The organism is Pseudonocardia sp. CA-142604 (genome assembly GCF_050948475.1).
Lineage (GTDB): Bacteria > Actinomycetota > Actinomycetes > Mycobacteriales > Pseudonocardiaceae > Pseudonocardia > Pseudonocardia alaniniphila.
In genome coordinates this window covers 6,143,440-6,157,260 of the sequence record NZ_CP192045.1, presented here as the reverse complement: position 1 = coordinate 6,157,260, position 13,821 = coordinate 6,143,440, and the positions used below count along the sequence as shown (strand labels likewise).

At 70.2% G+C, this 13,821-nt stretch carries 13 protein-coding genes; 4 read left to right on the top strand and 9 right to left on the bottom strand.

The window, feature by feature from the left end; genetic code table 11:
- Positions 1–436: 436 nt before the first annotated feature.
- Positions 437–2,554, bottom strand: a complete 2,118-nt coding sequence (locus tag ACQPZQ_RS27960; protein ID WP_433285535.1) for a glycoside hydrolase family 172 protein — start codon at positions 2,552–2,554, stop codon at positions 437–439.
- Between the two features lie 520 nt (positions 2,555–3,074).
- On the opposite strand from ACQPZQ_RS27960, the gene ACQPZQ_RS27955 reads away from it, so the two are divergent.
- Positions 3,075–3,773, top strand: a complete 699-nt coding sequence (locus tag ACQPZQ_RS27955; RefSeq protein ID WP_433285533.1) for a DUF998 domain-containing protein — start codon at positions 3,075–3,077, stop codon at positions 3,771–3,773.
- 12 nt (positions 3,774–3,785) lie between these two features.
- Here ACQPZQ_RS27955 and ACQPZQ_RS27950 read toward each other — a convergent pair whose 3' ends face one another.
- Positions 3,786–4,823 (bottom strand): Rieske 2Fe-2S domain-containing protein, encoded by a 1,038-nt coding sequence (locus ACQPZQ_RS27950; RefSeq protein WP_433285531.1) that lies wholly within the window; start codon positions 4,821–4,823, stop codon positions 3,786–3,788.
- Positions 4,824–5,089: 266 nt separating this feature from the next.
- Here ACQPZQ_RS27950 and ACQPZQ_RS27945 point away from each other — a divergent pair, with 266 nt between their 5' ends.
- Both ACQPZQ_RS27945 and ACQPZQ_RS27940 read left to right on the top strand, forming a co-directional pair.
- Positions 5,090–5,998 carry a universal stress protein gene (locus tag ACQPZQ_RS27945; RefSeq protein ID WP_433285529.1) on the top strand — a complete coding sequence of 303 codons (909 nt, stop codon included), beginning with the start codon at positions 5,090–5,092 and terminating at the stop codon, positions 5,996–5,998.
- 56 nt (positions 5,999–6,054) lie between these two features.
- Positions 6,055–6,624, top strand: a complete 570-nt coding sequence (locus ACQPZQ_RS27940; protein WP_433285527.1) for an Rv1733c family protein — start codon at positions 6,055–6,057, stop codon at positions 6,622–6,624.
- A gap of 45 nt (positions 6,625–6,669) precedes the next feature.
- On the opposite strand, the gene ACQPZQ_RS27935 is transcribed toward ACQPZQ_RS27940, so the two are convergent.
- The 7 genes from ACQPZQ_RS27935 to ACQPZQ_RS27905 form a co-directional block, all read right to left on the bottom strand.
- A complete protein-coding gene (locus ACQPZQ_RS27935) occupies positions 6,670–6,930 on the bottom strand; it encodes a DUF1876 domain-containing protein (protein ID WP_433285525.1) in 261 nt (86 codons plus the stop codon).
- Positions 6,931–6,971: 41 nt separating this feature from the next.
- Positions 6,972–7,445 (bottom strand): Hsp20/alpha crystallin family protein, encoded by a 474-nt coding sequence (locus ACQPZQ_RS27930; protein WP_433285523.1) that lies wholly within the window; start codon positions 7,443–7,445, stop codon positions 6,972–6,974.
- Between the two features lie 128 nt (positions 7,446–7,573).
- Entirely contained in the window at positions 7,574–8,557 is a 984-nt protein-coding gene (locus ACQPZQ_RS27925) for an Acg family FMN-binding oxidoreductase (protein ID WP_433285521.1), read from the bottom strand.
- 377 nt (positions 8,558–8,934) lie between these two features.
- Positions 8,935–9,585, bottom strand: coding sequence for a response regulator (locus ACQPZQ_RS27920; protein ID WP_433285519.1), 651 nt, complete (start codon positions 9,583–9,585; stop codon positions 8,935–8,937).
- A gap of 116 nt (positions 9,586–9,701) precedes the next feature.
- Complete coding sequence (locus ACQPZQ_RS27915) at positions 9,702–10,421, bottom strand: type 1 glutamine amidotransferase (protein WP_433285517.1); 720 nt, start codon at positions 10,419–10,421, stop codon at positions 9,702–9,704.
- Between the two features lie 133 nt (positions 10,422–10,554).
- A complete protein-coding gene (locus ACQPZQ_RS27910; protein WP_433285515.1) occupies positions 10,555–12,117 on the bottom strand; it encodes an acetyl-CoA acetyltransferase in 1,563 nt (520 codons plus the stop codon).
- 99 nt (positions 12,118–12,216) lie between these two features.
- Positions 12,217–12,822, bottom strand: a complete 606-nt coding sequence (locus tag ACQPZQ_RS27905) for a TetR/AcrR family transcriptional regulator (protein WP_433285513.1) — start codon at positions 12,820–12,822, stop codon at positions 12,217–12,219.
- Between the two features lie 193 nt (positions 12,823–13,015).
- Between ACQPZQ_RS27905 and ACQPZQ_RS27900 the strand changes: the two genes are divergently transcribed.
- Positions 13,016–13,744 (top strand): enoyl-CoA hydratase, encoded by a 729-nt coding sequence (locus ACQPZQ_RS27900; RefSeq protein ID WP_433285511.1) that lies wholly within the window; start codon positions 13,016–13,018, stop codon positions 13,742–13,744.
- Positions 13,745–13,821 lie beyond the last annotated feature (77 nt).

Sequence of the window (13,821 nt, the reverse complement as noted above, 5' to 3'; positions counted from 1 at the left end):
GTTGTATAGGAGACCGGCCGGACGGGGAGCTGACACCGCTCGATCTAGACCCGGGGAGCCTTCGCGCTACTACACATATCTCGAAGCTCCTTTCGTGGATTCAACAACGTCCGCGAGGTTAGCAACGGGTGGCCGGTGTCGAAAGACTCGGACTGACTTGATCATTCAAGCCCGGCAATGTTTGCGGATTCGGAGGTAAAGTATCCATGATTTGGGTCGGAAGTGGACTTTGCGGCAGCGCGGGCCGATTCGCCCGAAGTGGGCGTCGCCGTTGAATCGATCAGCTAGGTCGCCGACGAGGCCGGAATCCGCTCGGACTACCACGTCGGCTTCAGCTGGGCGCTGATCGGTCGCACCCCCGGGCGTGGGCACCACCGGCGCCCGCCGTGTTCATCGGGTTCTGCCAGCGCCTGCTGTATGACGCCGACAGTCCCGTCTACCTGGCGGTGGCCTGGGTCCGGCCGTACCAGTACGCGGTGCTGGAGTAGTCGGCCGACACGTCGTTCACCGGTCCGTGCTCGATGCCGAAGCTGATGGTGTTGTGGAACGGCACCGCCTCGGCCAGCCACAGCCGGAAAGCCGAGGTGCAGTCGGTGTTCGCGGCGCAGCCGGTGGGCGGCGTGAGGTGCGCGGTGTTGCCGTGCAGCGGCGTGTTGTACGTGCCGCGGTTGAAGTACCAGCCGCTTTCGTAGTAGTCCTCGGTGCCGGTGCCGTGGATCTGCGGTGACTGCGAGCCGTCGGTGTAGACCCGCTCGTCACCTTCGAGGTGGTCGCGGGCAACCGGACCCTGCATGTCCACGGTGTTCCCGACGAACTTGCCGCTTCCGGTAGCCGTCAGATACGGCCAGTCCCGCTTCGGCGTTGTGGAACCGGCGTGCGAGCTGGTCCGGAAGTAACCGATGCGGCCGGCGGCCAGCTCCGCGGCCAGCCGGGCATCGGGTGCCTGGCTCACCTGCGCTTGCGCCCCGGACACCGCGATCGAGGATCCGTTGAACAGCGTGACGGTGGCGCCCCGCAGGTAGGGCATCGGCCACCAGGCCGAGTACCAGCCGCCCGGTCGGACGTCCATGCCGAACATCAGTGAGGCCACCGGCTGCACCCCGAAACCGCTGCCGAAGAACTCGCCGACCGGCGAGTCGACCAGGGTCTGCCCGTCGACGCTGATCCGCAGCCGCACGCCATGCAACAGCTGCTGCGCGGTGTGCAGGTCGGCCAGTTGCGCGGCGCTGAGCGGCTCCTGGTAGGTGCGCACGCCCGACCAGGTCTGGCCGGCGATCAGGTAGGCGTGCGCGGTCTCGTCGGCCGCGTTGCCGACGTCGACCTCGTCGGTGGGCCGTGATGTCCCGTTGACCACGCTGTCTACCCAGTAGCGAAACTCTGTGAAGCCCCGGTCCAAGGACGCGAATGTGTTCTTGATGGTGATCTGCGACCTGCCGGCGGTCACGGTCGCCGGTAACCTGACCGACTGCTCGGCCCAGTCGCCGGTGACCGGAGCGGGCGGGGTGATCGCAGAGGGCCAGTGCGCCCTGCCGGCGCGCTGTGCCAGCTCGGCCGCGGAAACCCCGTTGGCTGCCCAACTGGCCACCACGGTCCCGTCCACCGCCACGGTGGCCACCTGGTTGGCGATGCCCGGGTCGACTCGCCTGGTGAGCACGACCCCGTTGTTGTTCGGGTCGATCTTGACGGTGAACGTGCTGGAACCGCCCTTGCCGAAGGCCCGGCCGTAGTCAGTCACCGCCCTCGGCGCGACGTGATGTGCCTGCGGCAGTCGCAGCCGGACCGCGGTCAGCTCGCCCGGACCGCGTGCGGTGCCGATGGTCTGGGTGGCGCCGGGCGCCAGCCCGACCGGGGTCGTGCTGGTGGTCCCGGCGGGCAGCGGTGGTTTCGGGTCGCGGGTACCGGCCGCGCGCAGCATTGCCAGCACGTCGGTCGCCCGGTCGCTCGGGTCGAATGTGGACACTGCGCTCGCGTCCGCGAACGTCCGGTAGGTGACGTGGTAGTAGAAGGACGAGCTGTCCGTTGTGATCAACATGTGAGACGTGAACGGCATCGGCACCGCGATGTAGACCCCACCCGAGCTCTGGTCGGCGTTGGCCACCAGCGGGTACACGAACGGCGCGCCCAGCTTGCCGTTCACTACATCCTGCAGCGGTGCGTGCATGATCTGCCGGCCGTCCAGGGTGATCGTGATGTTGCCGACGCTGGCCACGTTGCCGCCGGCCCAGGTGAACCAGATCGAATCCACCTCCCCCGGGCCGGAGTGCTCCGCGACGACGCACTGGGTAGCCCGGGTGCGCAGCCTGTGCGACGCGGGGCCGTCGAATCGCACCGGCTCGGCGCCGGTGCCGATCAGCCGCAGGCACTGGTTGGGGTTGGACCACCAGTCGGTGTTACCGCCGGTGCGGTCGGAACTGGAGAACTGGCTGGTGCGCACGCCGGTGGTCAGTTCCGGTAGCCGGTCCAATCGCCGGTAGACGTCCCAGCCGACCGGACCCTTGTCCGGCGCCGCCGTCGGGTGCGACGACGGCTGGGCGGCGACAGGCTGGGCCGCCATGGTCCCGGTGACGATCGCGATGAATAGCGCTAACAGTACGATCAGGTCCCGGCGGACGCGAAGCATGAGCCGCTCCATGCGGTGGGGATAACCATGGCGAGCTTTCCATCGATGGCCATGGGGCGCCAGTAACGGGGTGTCGCGCCGTCGTAGTCGACGCCCAGCAACCCGCAGATCCACGTACCTTTACATGCGAGAAGGACCATTCTCTCAACTGGTAACCGGGGGACTATAGCCATTGCCTCGTATAAACGCGGCAACATGACGCTGTGAACGGGCGCGGTGAGCGCGCCGGAACCTGTGCCCGCAGCACGATGAAAAGCCTGGTCGATCCGGAGATTCTCATGATCCGCACGGCCGGGTCGCCGGATCACGCATTGATCGTCGACGGCGGGGCCGTGGTCGGCCGCATTCTCGCAACAGGGTGTCGCGCCTGCGGTGGGACGGGTACCGGAGGCGCGGCGCCGGCGGAAGGATGTTGCCCGGCCGGTGTCCCGGCGAGCCCCCAGAGGAGCGTGACATGGACCCGTCGTGGTTCACCCCCAACCGGAACGCCGTGCTGTCGTACATGAGCCTGCGCAGGAGCGTGGGTGCGATCGGTGTGGCCCTGCCACCCGTCCTGGCCATCGGTGCGGCAGTCCTCTTCGACGTGGGCCTGCTGTCGTCGGTGAGTGCCTACTACTACACGGGGATGCGCGGCGTGCTCGTCGGGAGCCTCTGCGCGATCGGGGTCTTCCTGCTGTCCTACCGCTTCGGCAAGGCGGACGACCTGCTCGGCGATGTCGCAGGCATCGCGGCCATCGGTCTCGCTCTGTTCCCGACCGCGCCGGAGGGGGGCGGGACGGGCTGGGTGCAGGTCGTCGGCGTGGTACACCTCGTGTTCGCCGCGGTGTTCTTCATCGCGCTGGCGATCTTCTCGCTGTTCCTCTTCACGAGGACCGACGGCGACATGACCCCGCGGAAGATCGTGCGCAACGTCGTCTATCGCGTCTGCGGGTGGGTGATCGTCGCCTGCCTGGTGCTCGCGGTGCTCACCGACCTGTTCGTCGGTGACGCCGTGAAGGTCGAGTACCGGCCGCTGTTCTGGCTGGAGACGGTGGCCGTCCTCGCGTTCGGGGTGTCCTGGCTGGTCAAGGGGGAGGCGCTGCTCGGTGACCGGCCACCGGAGGACGGCTGGGGCCGGCGGGAGGCCGCTCAGGTGTACGAGGGCCCGGCCTGAGCGGCCCGTCCGTTACGCGCGGGCGCTCACGGGCTCTGCAGGCACCGCCGACCTGGCCTTGCGGATCTCCTGGACGACGTACTTGGTGGCGCTGCGGTAGTTCAGCGTGTAGACGTCCGCGGCGCACGAGACCTCCTGCACCTGGTTCGCCAGCGGTACCTCCTTGGGGTCGAGTCCCTCCAGGATCGGGGTGTCCTCGTCGAAGACCTTCGTCTCGATCGCGAGAACCTCCTCCACCGTGCCGCCGGTGAAGTCCTTGTCGGTGGCGACGGCCCAGAAGATCACGCACTCGTCGTGGCTGACTGGCGAGGGGAAGTCGACGAGGTAGCGCTTGCCGATCTCGGGCCCGAAGTCGTAGAGGATCGTGGCGATGCCGGGGGCGTAGGTGTGATAGTGCATCCACGAGTCGCCGGTGTCGGAGAAGTCCGATCCGGCGACCTGCTCGTAGAAGAACGAGGCACGCACCTCTCTACCGTCGCGCTGCACGTCGAGATCGGCGACCACCGGGTTCACCTCGCCCATCGACTCCGCGTGCACGAACGGGAAGTGCGCCATGTCCCGGAAGTTCTCCACCGCAGCCATGAAGCCGCACTTGGCGGGGATCGGGGTCGCCGCGCGCCAGTCGAGGGTGAGGTCCGCGATCTCCGGAGGGTCCGGCAGGTCGAAGACCGGTTCGCCCAGGCACGTCCACACATGTCCGAAGCGCTCGATGACGGGGTAGCTGCCCACCCTGGCCTTCGGCGGGATGCGTACCCCGTCCCGGAGCGCGGGAATGTGCGAGCAGACGCCGGTGGCGCCGTCGAACTCCCAGCCGTGGTAGGGACACTGCAGGCCGTCTCCGCGCACCGTGCCCGCAGCCAGGTCGGCGCCACGGTGGATACAGCGGCGATCGAGGACCCGGGCCTGGCCGTCGGAATCGCGGAAGACGACGAGCCGCGTGCCGAGCAGTTGGGCCGGCTGCGGTACGTCGATGTCCTGCGAGCGGGCGACCACGAACCAGACGTGCTGGTAGGCCTCGTGCAGTGCTTCCGGGGAGTAAGAGTCGTTCACGTGATCTCCGGTCGATAGCAGTCGTCAACCGCTGATCCAACCAGGATGTTGATCATCGTGCGTGGTTCGGGCGAAATGGGCAGGTCGGCCCCGAGGTTCTCCTGGCCGCTCCGAGTGGTCGCTTCGTCATCGCCGATCTGGGCGATATATCCGTTATGTCCGGCACGTGCTCCTGAGGTCCGAAGACCCTCCAGTCAGGGCCGGGAGCCACTGCCCGAAGTCGGTCAGCCGGGACACGCTCGGGGACGACCGATCGAGGAGGGGACATGGCGGATGGGCGGCACCATGGCCGGACGGTGGTCGTCGGGGTCGACGGGTCGGAGAGCGCGCTGGAGGCGGTGCGGTGGGGCGCTGCCGAGGCGGCCCGTCGGAACGTGACGTTGAGGCTGGTCACGGCGATGGCCTGGAACCAGGACCATGTGATCGGGCGGGTCGGCCTCGGGGGCGACTACCGCGACATCATGCTCGGGGCCGCGAGACGTCAGCTGGCCGAGGCTGCGGGGGTCGCGGAGGAGGCCGCCGCGGGGAGGCCTGTGGAGCAGCAGCTCGTCGTGGGGTTCCCGGTTCCGGTGTTGCGGGAGGAGTCGCGGCGGGCACACATGATCGTTCTCGGTGACCGTGGCCACGGGGGCGTGAGTGGTCTGCTGGTCGGTTCGGTCTCCGTCGCCCTGGCCGCGCAGGCGGAGTGTCCGGTGGTCCTGGTCCGCCAGGAGGAGGGCCGGACGGCGGACGAGGGGTCGCGTCCGGTCGTCGTGGGCGTGGACGGGTCGGAGATCAGCGAGGCTGCGCTGGCCTTCGCCTTCATGGCGGCCAGCACGCGGGGTGTCCCGCTGGTCGCCGTGCACGCGTGGTGGGACCTGGTGATGGACCCGGGGATGGCTGCGCTGCTGTTCGACTGGGAGGCGGTCGAGGCGGATGAGAACGAGGTGCTGGCGGAGCGGCTGGCGGGATGGAGCGAGAAGTACCCGGACGTGCGGGTGCATCGGGTGGTCACGCACGACCGCCCGGCCCACGCTCTGATCGAGGAGTCGCGGCAGGCGCAGCTGGTCGTGGTCGGTTCCCGTGGCCGGGGTGCGGCGGCGGGTCTGCTGCTCGGCTCGGTCAGCCACGCGGTGCTGCACCGGGCGCGCTGCTCGGTGGCAGTGGTGCGGCCCCTCGACGAGAAGGAGAACTGATCAGCGCGGTCGCGACGCGGAGGAGCTGAGACGGAGAAGGGGGCGAGGTGGTCGCGGTGCCCGGTGAGCAGGAAGAGCACCACGCCGCGGTCAGGAGGCTGCCCCGCCGGGCGACGGACCTCATCGAGGACGTCGTGGTGTGGGTGCTGCTCTCCGCGTCCCTGCTGCTCGTCGCGGCCGCCCTGATCGCCGGCGTCGGCGCGCACAGCCGGGTGAACGAGCGCATTCACACCCAGTCGCAGGACCGGACCATGCTGCCTGCCACTGTGCTCGCGCAGGCACCCGTGGTGCCCCTCGACCCGGGAAGCCGGATCGCTGTCGAGGTGGAGTGGGTCGGTCTCGACGGTGTTCGGCGGACGGGCCTCGTGCCCGTGACGGCCGCGACGCCCGCCGGCTCCGAGGTGCCGGTGTGGGTGGACCGCACCGGCGCGGCCGTGGATCCGCCCCCGGCGAGTGTGGACGCGGTGGCGGCAGGAATCTTCACCGGCATCGCCGTGCTGGCCGTCGGGGCGTCCGTGCTCGGAGTGGTGTGGTTGCTGGTGCGGCGCGGGATCGACGCGGTCAACGCCCGGCGATGGGCGCGCGAGTGGGCCGACATCGGACCGGAGTGGACCGGACACCGGTAGCGGGCCACCCGCACGTGCAGGCGGCCTGAGATCGTCGACGAGGCGTCAGACCCGCAGGTCGCGTCCCATGTTCCTGCTGATGTCGAGGGTGGCGTCCCTGAGCAGACGGTCGCTGAGGTCGGCGAGTGCCCGTGCGACGGCGAGCTCGTCGCCGATCTCGGGCACGTCGTGGTCGCTCGGGTTGCACCGAGCCAGCCCGGTGCCGACCAGCCGATCGCTCTCCGGGGTGTGCAGGCGGGCCGTCGCGCGGGTGTTCCCGTCCTGCTCGTCGATCGTGATGTCGATGTTCCAGCGCTTCTCGATCATGTCGTGTTCCTGGTGTGTGCCCGGCGAGGCGTGTCCGATCGTCAGCTCTTGCTGATCTCGATCTTCTTCCGCTCGCCGGTGGTGGCCTTCGGGATCGGGATGCGGATCTCGAGGATCCCGTCCTTGTAGGTGGCGGTGATGTCGGAATCGGTCACGCCGTCGGGAAGGGGCAACGTGCGGCCGAACCTGCCGTAGCGCAGCTCGTGACGCAGGTAGCCCTTGTCCTCGGTCGTCTCCTCGACGCGCCGTTCGGCGTTGATCCGCAGCACCCCGCCGCCGACGGTGAGGTCGACGTCCTTCTCCGGGTCGATCCCGGGCAGTTCAGCGCGGATGACCTCGGTGTCGCCCTCTCGGAACTGGTCGACACGGATCGCGTCCTCGACGAGCCAGTCCACGCCCACGCCGAAGGGTCGACGGCCCGGCAGCCCGCGCATCCACTCGTCCAGGAACCGGTCCATCCGGTTGAGGCGGTTGGCGACATCGCCGCCTCGGTCGCGCCGCATCAAGCTGCTCATCTGCGGCTCCTCTCCATGCTGACGGCCATGGTCCGGGTGCCGGTCAACCCTGCTCGCTCGACGAACCCCCGTGCAGAGTCCTTCGGCCCGTTGCCAGGGGACTCGCGAACTTGCCGGGCGTGCGGACCTCAGTCGGGCAGAAGGACCGAGCGGAGCGCGCGCCGTGGCGTCACCGGCAGCTCGTCGGCTCCGGCAGCCGGCAGGCCGACCCGGACCACGAGCTGCGGGTACTCGGGCATGCGCAGCACCTCGGTGCGTATCCGGTGCCGGCACGAGTCGATCTCGAGTGCCTGGCTGAGCGGGGTGGTGGCCAATCCCATCCGGGTCGCCGCGAGCAGCACCGCGCTCGTGGCCTCACCAGCACGGATGTGGTCCAACACCGTGTCGGTCGCGGTGGCCACGACCAGGAACTCCGCGGCGTCGTCCGGAGTACGCCCCGGCGACAGCGGCGGCTGGGCGAGGGTGGCGGGTCCGAAGCGCCGCAGCCCGGTCGGTCGCGCGCCGCAGACGGGAGCCGCCACCGCGTCGGCGGGGATACCGTCGTGGCTGCCGGGAAGACGGTGGGTCCACAGCCGCAGTTCGGACGCGTAGCCCGGTTCATTGCGCTGTTGTTCGTTCGCCTCGGTGAGTGTGGCGACCAACTGCTCGCGGGCGTGCGGCTCGGTCACCGGCACGAGCAGGCCACCGGCGTGCCCGGCGTGCTCCTGCAAGGCTTCCACCTGGTCGGGAGACACCGGGTCGTCGCTCATGCGGCGCCGGTCGGTCTGCCGCGCGGCAATGGCGGGGTAGAGCGAGGCGGTGAGTGCGTCCGGCGCCGAAGCGCGGTTGACGGCGATCGTGGCGATGTGGTCGCAGTCCTCCGGGTCAGGGAGGCGCGTCACGTCGGTCCCGACGCCGCGGGCGGCGAGTGCGACGAGGAGGTGATGCAGTGCGGCGCCGCAGCTCAGGACGAGTTCACGCTGCTCGGGATCGGTCACGTAGAGGTGGCGGTCCTCGTCCGCGTACAGCTGCACCGAGTCGCGGAGAATGCGCCATTTCCAGGGTTGGCTGTTCTGAACCGACGGTGCGCGCAGGGCGTCCGTGACCGCCCCGGCCAGGTCAGGATCGCTCATCGCACGCCCTCGCTGTGCTCGGCCGGCGCGGGCGCTGTGACATTGATTCGCTCGCAAGCTCGCTCATGGCACGCCCTCGCTGTGCTCGGCCGGCGCTTCGCGCGGGCGCTGTGACATTGATTCGCTCGCAAGCTCGCTCATGGCACGCCCTCGCTGTGCTCGGCCGGCGCTTCGCGCGGGCGCTGTGACATTGATTTTGCTCGCAAGCTCGCTCATCGCTGCTCGCCTGTCATCGCACTTCCCCGGTGCACGGGCTTTCTCCGAGCCTGCCCCTCGTTACCTGCTCGGACGAGTGCCACTCGTTCCCCGCTGGCGGGCCGTTGGTCCTGGGATCGCCGCGTTAGGTGCTTCCGCAGCGGGCAGAGCCACGCGGGTCGTCAGGTTCCGCTGCCCCGGCGGTGTTCCGTGGCGTAGACGGCGGCTTCGGTGCGGCGGGAGAAGCCGAGCTTGTGCAGCAGCGAGGAGACGTAGTTCTTGACCGTCTTCTCGGCGAGGTACATCTCGGCGCCGATCTGGCGGTTGGTGAGGCCGTCGGCGATGTAACCGAGGATGCGTCGTTCCTGGGGGCTGAGTGACTCGTAGCGGGGATCGGGGGGCTCCTCGCCCTTGCGCAGGCGCTCCAGCACGACGGCGGTGGCCTTCGGGTCGAGGAGGGAGCCACCGTCGGCGATGGTGCGCACGGCTCCGATGAGGTCGATGCCGGTGACCTGTTTCAGCAGGTAGCCGGAGGCTCCGGCCATGATGGCCCCGAAGAGGGCCTCGTCGTCCGAGTACGAGGTGAGCATCAGGCAGGCCGGAGGCGGCACCACCGTGGAGCGGATCTCGCGGCAGACGGTGACGCCCTCGCCGTCGGGGAGGCGGACGTCGAGGATCGCCACGTCGGGTCGCAGGGCGGGGATCCGGGCCAGGGCCTGGGCCGCGCTGCCGGCCTCGCCGACGACCTGGATGTCGTCCTCGGACTCGAGTAACTGGGCGATGCCACGCCGGACGATCTCGTGGTCGTCGAGCAGGAACACGGAGATGCTCACGGCAACCGGCCTCTCGTCGGCCTCACTCCTCGCAGATTCGCACCGAACGTACCGGCGCTCCGCAGGTTCTGCCGCCCGCGAACGACCCCGGACCCGCGGGCCCTTCGCCCCTGCCGTCAGGACACGGATCCGCCGAAGAACGACGCGTACAGGCGGAAGGCGGCGTCGCGGGCTGCGGTGCTGCGCCGTTCGGACTCGTCGAGGATGCGGCGGGCGTCCTCGGCGTCCATCGCCGGCCGATCCTGCCGCAACGTTTTGTCCAGCCACAGCTTGATGTGCGCGGGTGAGACCTCGGGGTGGAACTGCAGAGCCAGGTGCGGCCCGTGGCGGAACGCGTGCACGCAGTTGCTCGTCGCGGCGAGCACCGTGCTGCCGGGCGGCGGCTCGAACTCGTCGTAGTGCCACGCGAGCCACGTGCCGAGCACGACGGCGTCGGCCGGATCCGCAGCGGCACCGTTCCGTCCAGAATCCGGCAGGGCTGCGACGTCGACCCAGCCGATCTCGGTGACGCTGGCCTTCGTGACCCGACCGCCCAGCACGTCGGCGATCAGTTGCCCGCCGAAGCACAGCCCGAGAACCGGTGTGCCGATCGCCATGGCCTGCGCCAGGAAGGCCTTCTCGGCGGGCAGCCAGGCCACCGTGGGGTCGTACGCGGCCTCCTCGCTGCCCAGCACCACGATCGCGCGGCGCGGCGTGACCGGTGGCAGCGAACCGGCGGAGACGTCGACGAGCTCCCACGGTATTCCGTGCTCGTCGAGCCACGTCACGAGGTTGCCCGGGCCACCGTCGTCCTGGTGCTGGAGGAGAAGGACGGTCTGCGGGTCGGGCTCAGGCATCGTTGCTCCGGGGCGGGCGGCGCTGCGGCGGGTGTCGATGTTCACGGTTGCGGTCTCCCCGCCGCAGCGCGAGACACATCGACCGTGATGTGCCTCTCTCATCCTCGCGCCACCCGGCTGGGTGCGGGGTCCGTTACAGCTGTTTCCGGAGAGAACTGAACCGGTTGCCGCAGTCGTACGACCGGACGTGGACGGGCTTTCCGACCGGTTCACCGACGGTCAGCAGGTCGATTGCCGTGTCGTCGCCGTCGGCGTTCCTGGCGAGGAAGCGGGCGCCGCCGTCGTCGAGCCGCCCGACGACGATTCCGGTGCGGGCGCCCTCGCGGGTGTGGGTGACCGTGCAGGTCTCGATCGTCGCCCGGCCGTCGGCGTGCACCACGTGTTCGGGCGCGGGCCACGCGTCGATCTCGGCCTGGATCTCGGCGCTGCGGTCCGGCCGCCACTCCACCGGAGCCGTGGAGTAGATCCCGGCCGAGTACTTGGTCATCGTGCCGCCGTTGGCACCGACGAACCCGAAAGCTCCCGGCAGGGCGCGCATCCGCTGCACCGTCTCGGCGATCGCGTGCATCGAGTAGTTGTTGCCTGCACCGCCGAAGAAGGGCAGGCCACCCGTGACGGTGAGACCTCGCGGGTCGGTGGGGCCGATGCCCAGGCCGTCGCAGATGTTCGACACCGCGACCGGGAAACAGCTGTAGAGGTCGAACGTTGTGACCTGGTCGGGGCCGATTCCGGCGACGTCGAGCGCGTGTTGTGCCGCGAGCACCGACGCCGGTGACGCGCTGAGGTCGACGCGTTCGAACAGGTCCCGTTCGCGCAGGTCGGCATGGCCGTGCAGGAACACCCAGCGCTCCCGGGGCACGCCCAGCCGCCGCGCCGATGCCACCGACATCAGCAGCACCGCCGCGCCCTGGTTCACCTGGTCACGCGCCACGAGGTAACGGGTGTACGGGTCGGCGATCGGCCGGTTGGCGGCGGAGGGCGTGGCGAGCTCCTCGGCGGTGCGCACGGTGGGGGCCGCGGCGTGTGGATTCGCGGCGGCGACCTCGGTGAACGGGGCGAAGAGCCGCCCCATCCCGAGTGCGTACTCCTCGCGGGTCTGTCCCAGCCGGGCTCGGCGGGCCGTCTCGACCAGCGCGAATCGACTCGGCATGCCCACCAGCCCGTGGTCGGTCTGGTGTCGCGACAGGATGCCCCGGAGGCCGAATCCGCGGTCCTCGAGATCCCCGTCGACGTGCTCGGTGAAGTCCGGACGATCCGCGGCGGTGCGCAGGTGGCGGGCGGTCGAGATCGCCTCCGAACCGAACAGCAGCGCCACCTCCGACCGGCCCGCGGCGATCGTGGCCGCCAGTTCGGTGACCAGGTGCTGGGGGGATTGACCCCCCACGACTTCGAGGATCGCGCGAGCAGGTGAGGCACCGATGCGGGAGGCGACCGATCGCGGGTAGTTGTCGGACCTGCCCAGGGGAGCGCGGACACCGGGGATCGAGTTCTCGATCTGCCGTACCCCGGCGACCGTGTCGACCGCGGCCGCCACCGCGACAGGATCCGACGCCGTGTCGGTGAGGGCCTCGGTCACCGCCGCGGCGGCGAGTTCCACGGCGGAACGCCGTCGGTAACCGGGGTCGTCGAGGCGTTCGGAGGCCTGTCCGACCCCGACCAGGACGGGTGTGCGGGGGTCGAGCTCACGCGTGGTCATGAGTGGGCGGCTCCAGCCGGACGGGACCCTTCCTAGACGTATCTCGTCTGAATTGGCGGTGACCATAGCCGCGCTGCCGGATCGACGGAAACGCGGGTGTCAGGATCCGGCGTCGACGCTGCGCAGGAGGAAGTCCACGAGGCTCTCCGCGTACCGCGGGGCGTCCGTGAGGAGACGGTGGCGCAGGTGCGGCGGTGTGGCGACCACGTGCATCACGACCCCGCCGCACAGGGCGTCGAGCAGCAGGGTGACGGAGGTGCCGTCGCTGACCTCCCCGCGCCGGATGGCGCGGCGGACCATGGCGCGAGCGGCGAGCACCTGCGACTCCTGCAGTGTTGCCCAGCGGTTCGCCACGCCGGGGATCTCCGAGGCCTCCACGCTCATCCGCAGCACGGCCTGGCGGCATTCGCCCAGGTAGAGGTCCAGTAGCTGGCGGGCCAGGTGGACGAGGTCCCCGCGCAGGGTGCCGGTGTCGGCATCGGTGAGGTCGACGACCTGGGTCTCGAGGGCGTCGGAGAGCAGGCGTTCCTTCGTGGGCCACCGCAGGTAGATCGACGCCTTCCCGGCACCGGCCTGCCGGGCCACGGCCTCCACGCTGAAGCCGGCCCAGCCGGCCCGGCCGAACAGTTCCACCGCGGCGAGCGCGATCCGCCGGTCGAGCGCGGGATCGCGCGGCCTGCCGACCGCGGGGCCCGATGTCGGCATACTGCGGCTCCACTGTGGACGAGGTGGCTGGGGACACCTTCTGGACGGTGGTCGTCACCATAACGCCGCGGACGGAACAGGGCCCGCCTCACGCGGGTGGGCGGGGCGTGGGGCAGGGTGGGCGGGGGGACCGGGTGGGCGGGGACTGCGCTCACCCCTCCGATCACCTCGACGCCGTGCGGAAGGCGCTCCATTGATCGTCCGGACAGACCATGGGCGGGTCGCGGTGCTGACCCTCGACCGCCCGCAGAAACGCAACGCGCTGACCGCCGAGCTGTGCGACATGCTCCGCGACTCGGTCCGCGGCGCCGTCGCCGACGGGGCGAGGGCGCTCGTGCTCACCGGCAGCGGCACGAGCTTCTGCTCGGGCGCCGACCTCGACGACGTCTACACCGCCGACTTCCGCGACGCGCACTACGCGATGCTGCACGCGGTGGTCGACGCGCCGGTGCCTGTGGTCGCCGCCGTGAACGGACCGGCGATCGGCGCGGGCACGCAGCTTGCGATCGCCGCGGACCTGCGGGTCGTCGCGCCGGCAGCGGTCTTCGGAGTCCCGACCGCGAAGATCGGCCTCGCGGTGGACCCGTGGACCATCCGGCGGTTGTCGGTGCTGGCAGGCAACGGCACGGCACGGGCACTCCTGCTCGGATGTGCACAGCTCGACGCCGACGCCGCGCGGGCCTGCGGGCTGGCCGAGCGTGCCGGGTCGGGTGCCGATGCGATCACCTGGGCGACGGAGATCGCCGAGCTCGCCCCGCTCACCCTCGCCTACTCCAAGCGCGTGCTCAACGACATCGTCGAGCCGGCGAGCGACACTGCGGAGCTCGAGGCCGCGTTCGCGGCCTGCTGGGAGAGCGAAGACCGCGCCGAGGGTCGCCGGGCCCGGCAGGAGAAGCGTCGTCCCGAGTTCCGCGGAAGGTAGGCGCCCGGAGCTGGACCGTCGTGTCCTGCTGCAGGCCGGGATCGGCTGATCCGCCGCGGTGACGTACACCGGCGGCG

Coding starts and splice junctions, on each gene's coding strand:
- ACQPZQ_RS27960 (WP_433285535.1), bottom strand. CDS start 2,554: ATGGCGGCCCAGCCTGTCGCCGCCCAGCCGTCGTCGCACCCGACGGCG.
- ACQPZQ_RS27955 (WP_433285533.1), top strand. CDS start 3,075: ATGGACCCGTCGTGGTTCACCCCCAACCGGAACGCCGTGCTGTCGTAC.
- ACQPZQ_RS27945 (WP_433285529.1), top strand. CDS start 5,090: ATGGCGGATGGGCGGCACCATGGCCGGACGGTGGTCGTCGGGGTCGAC.
- ACQPZQ_RS27935 (WP_433285525.1), bottom strand. CDS start 6,930: ATGATCGAGAAGCGCTGGAACATCGACATCACGATCGACGAGCAGGAC.
- ACQPZQ_RS27930 (WP_433285523.1), bottom strand. CDS start 7,445: ATGAGCAGCTTGATGCGGCGCGACCGAGGCGGCGATGTCGCCAACCGC.
- ACQPZQ_RS27925 (WP_433285521.1), bottom strand. CDS start 8,557: ATGAGCGATCCTGACCTGGCCGGGGCGGTCACGGACGCCCTGCGCGCA.
- ACQPZQ_RS27915 (WP_433285517.1), bottom strand. CDS start 10,421: ATGCCTGAGCCCGACCCGCAGACCGTCCTTCTCCTCCAGCACCAGGAC.
- ACQPZQ_RS27910 (WP_433285515.1), bottom strand. CDS start 12,117: ATGACCACGCGTGAGCTCGACCCCCGCACACCCGTCCTGGTCGGGGTC.
- ACQPZQ_RS27905 (WP_433285513.1), bottom strand. CDS start 12,822: ATGCCGACATCGGGCCCCGCGGTCGGCAGGCCGCGCGATCCCGCGCTC.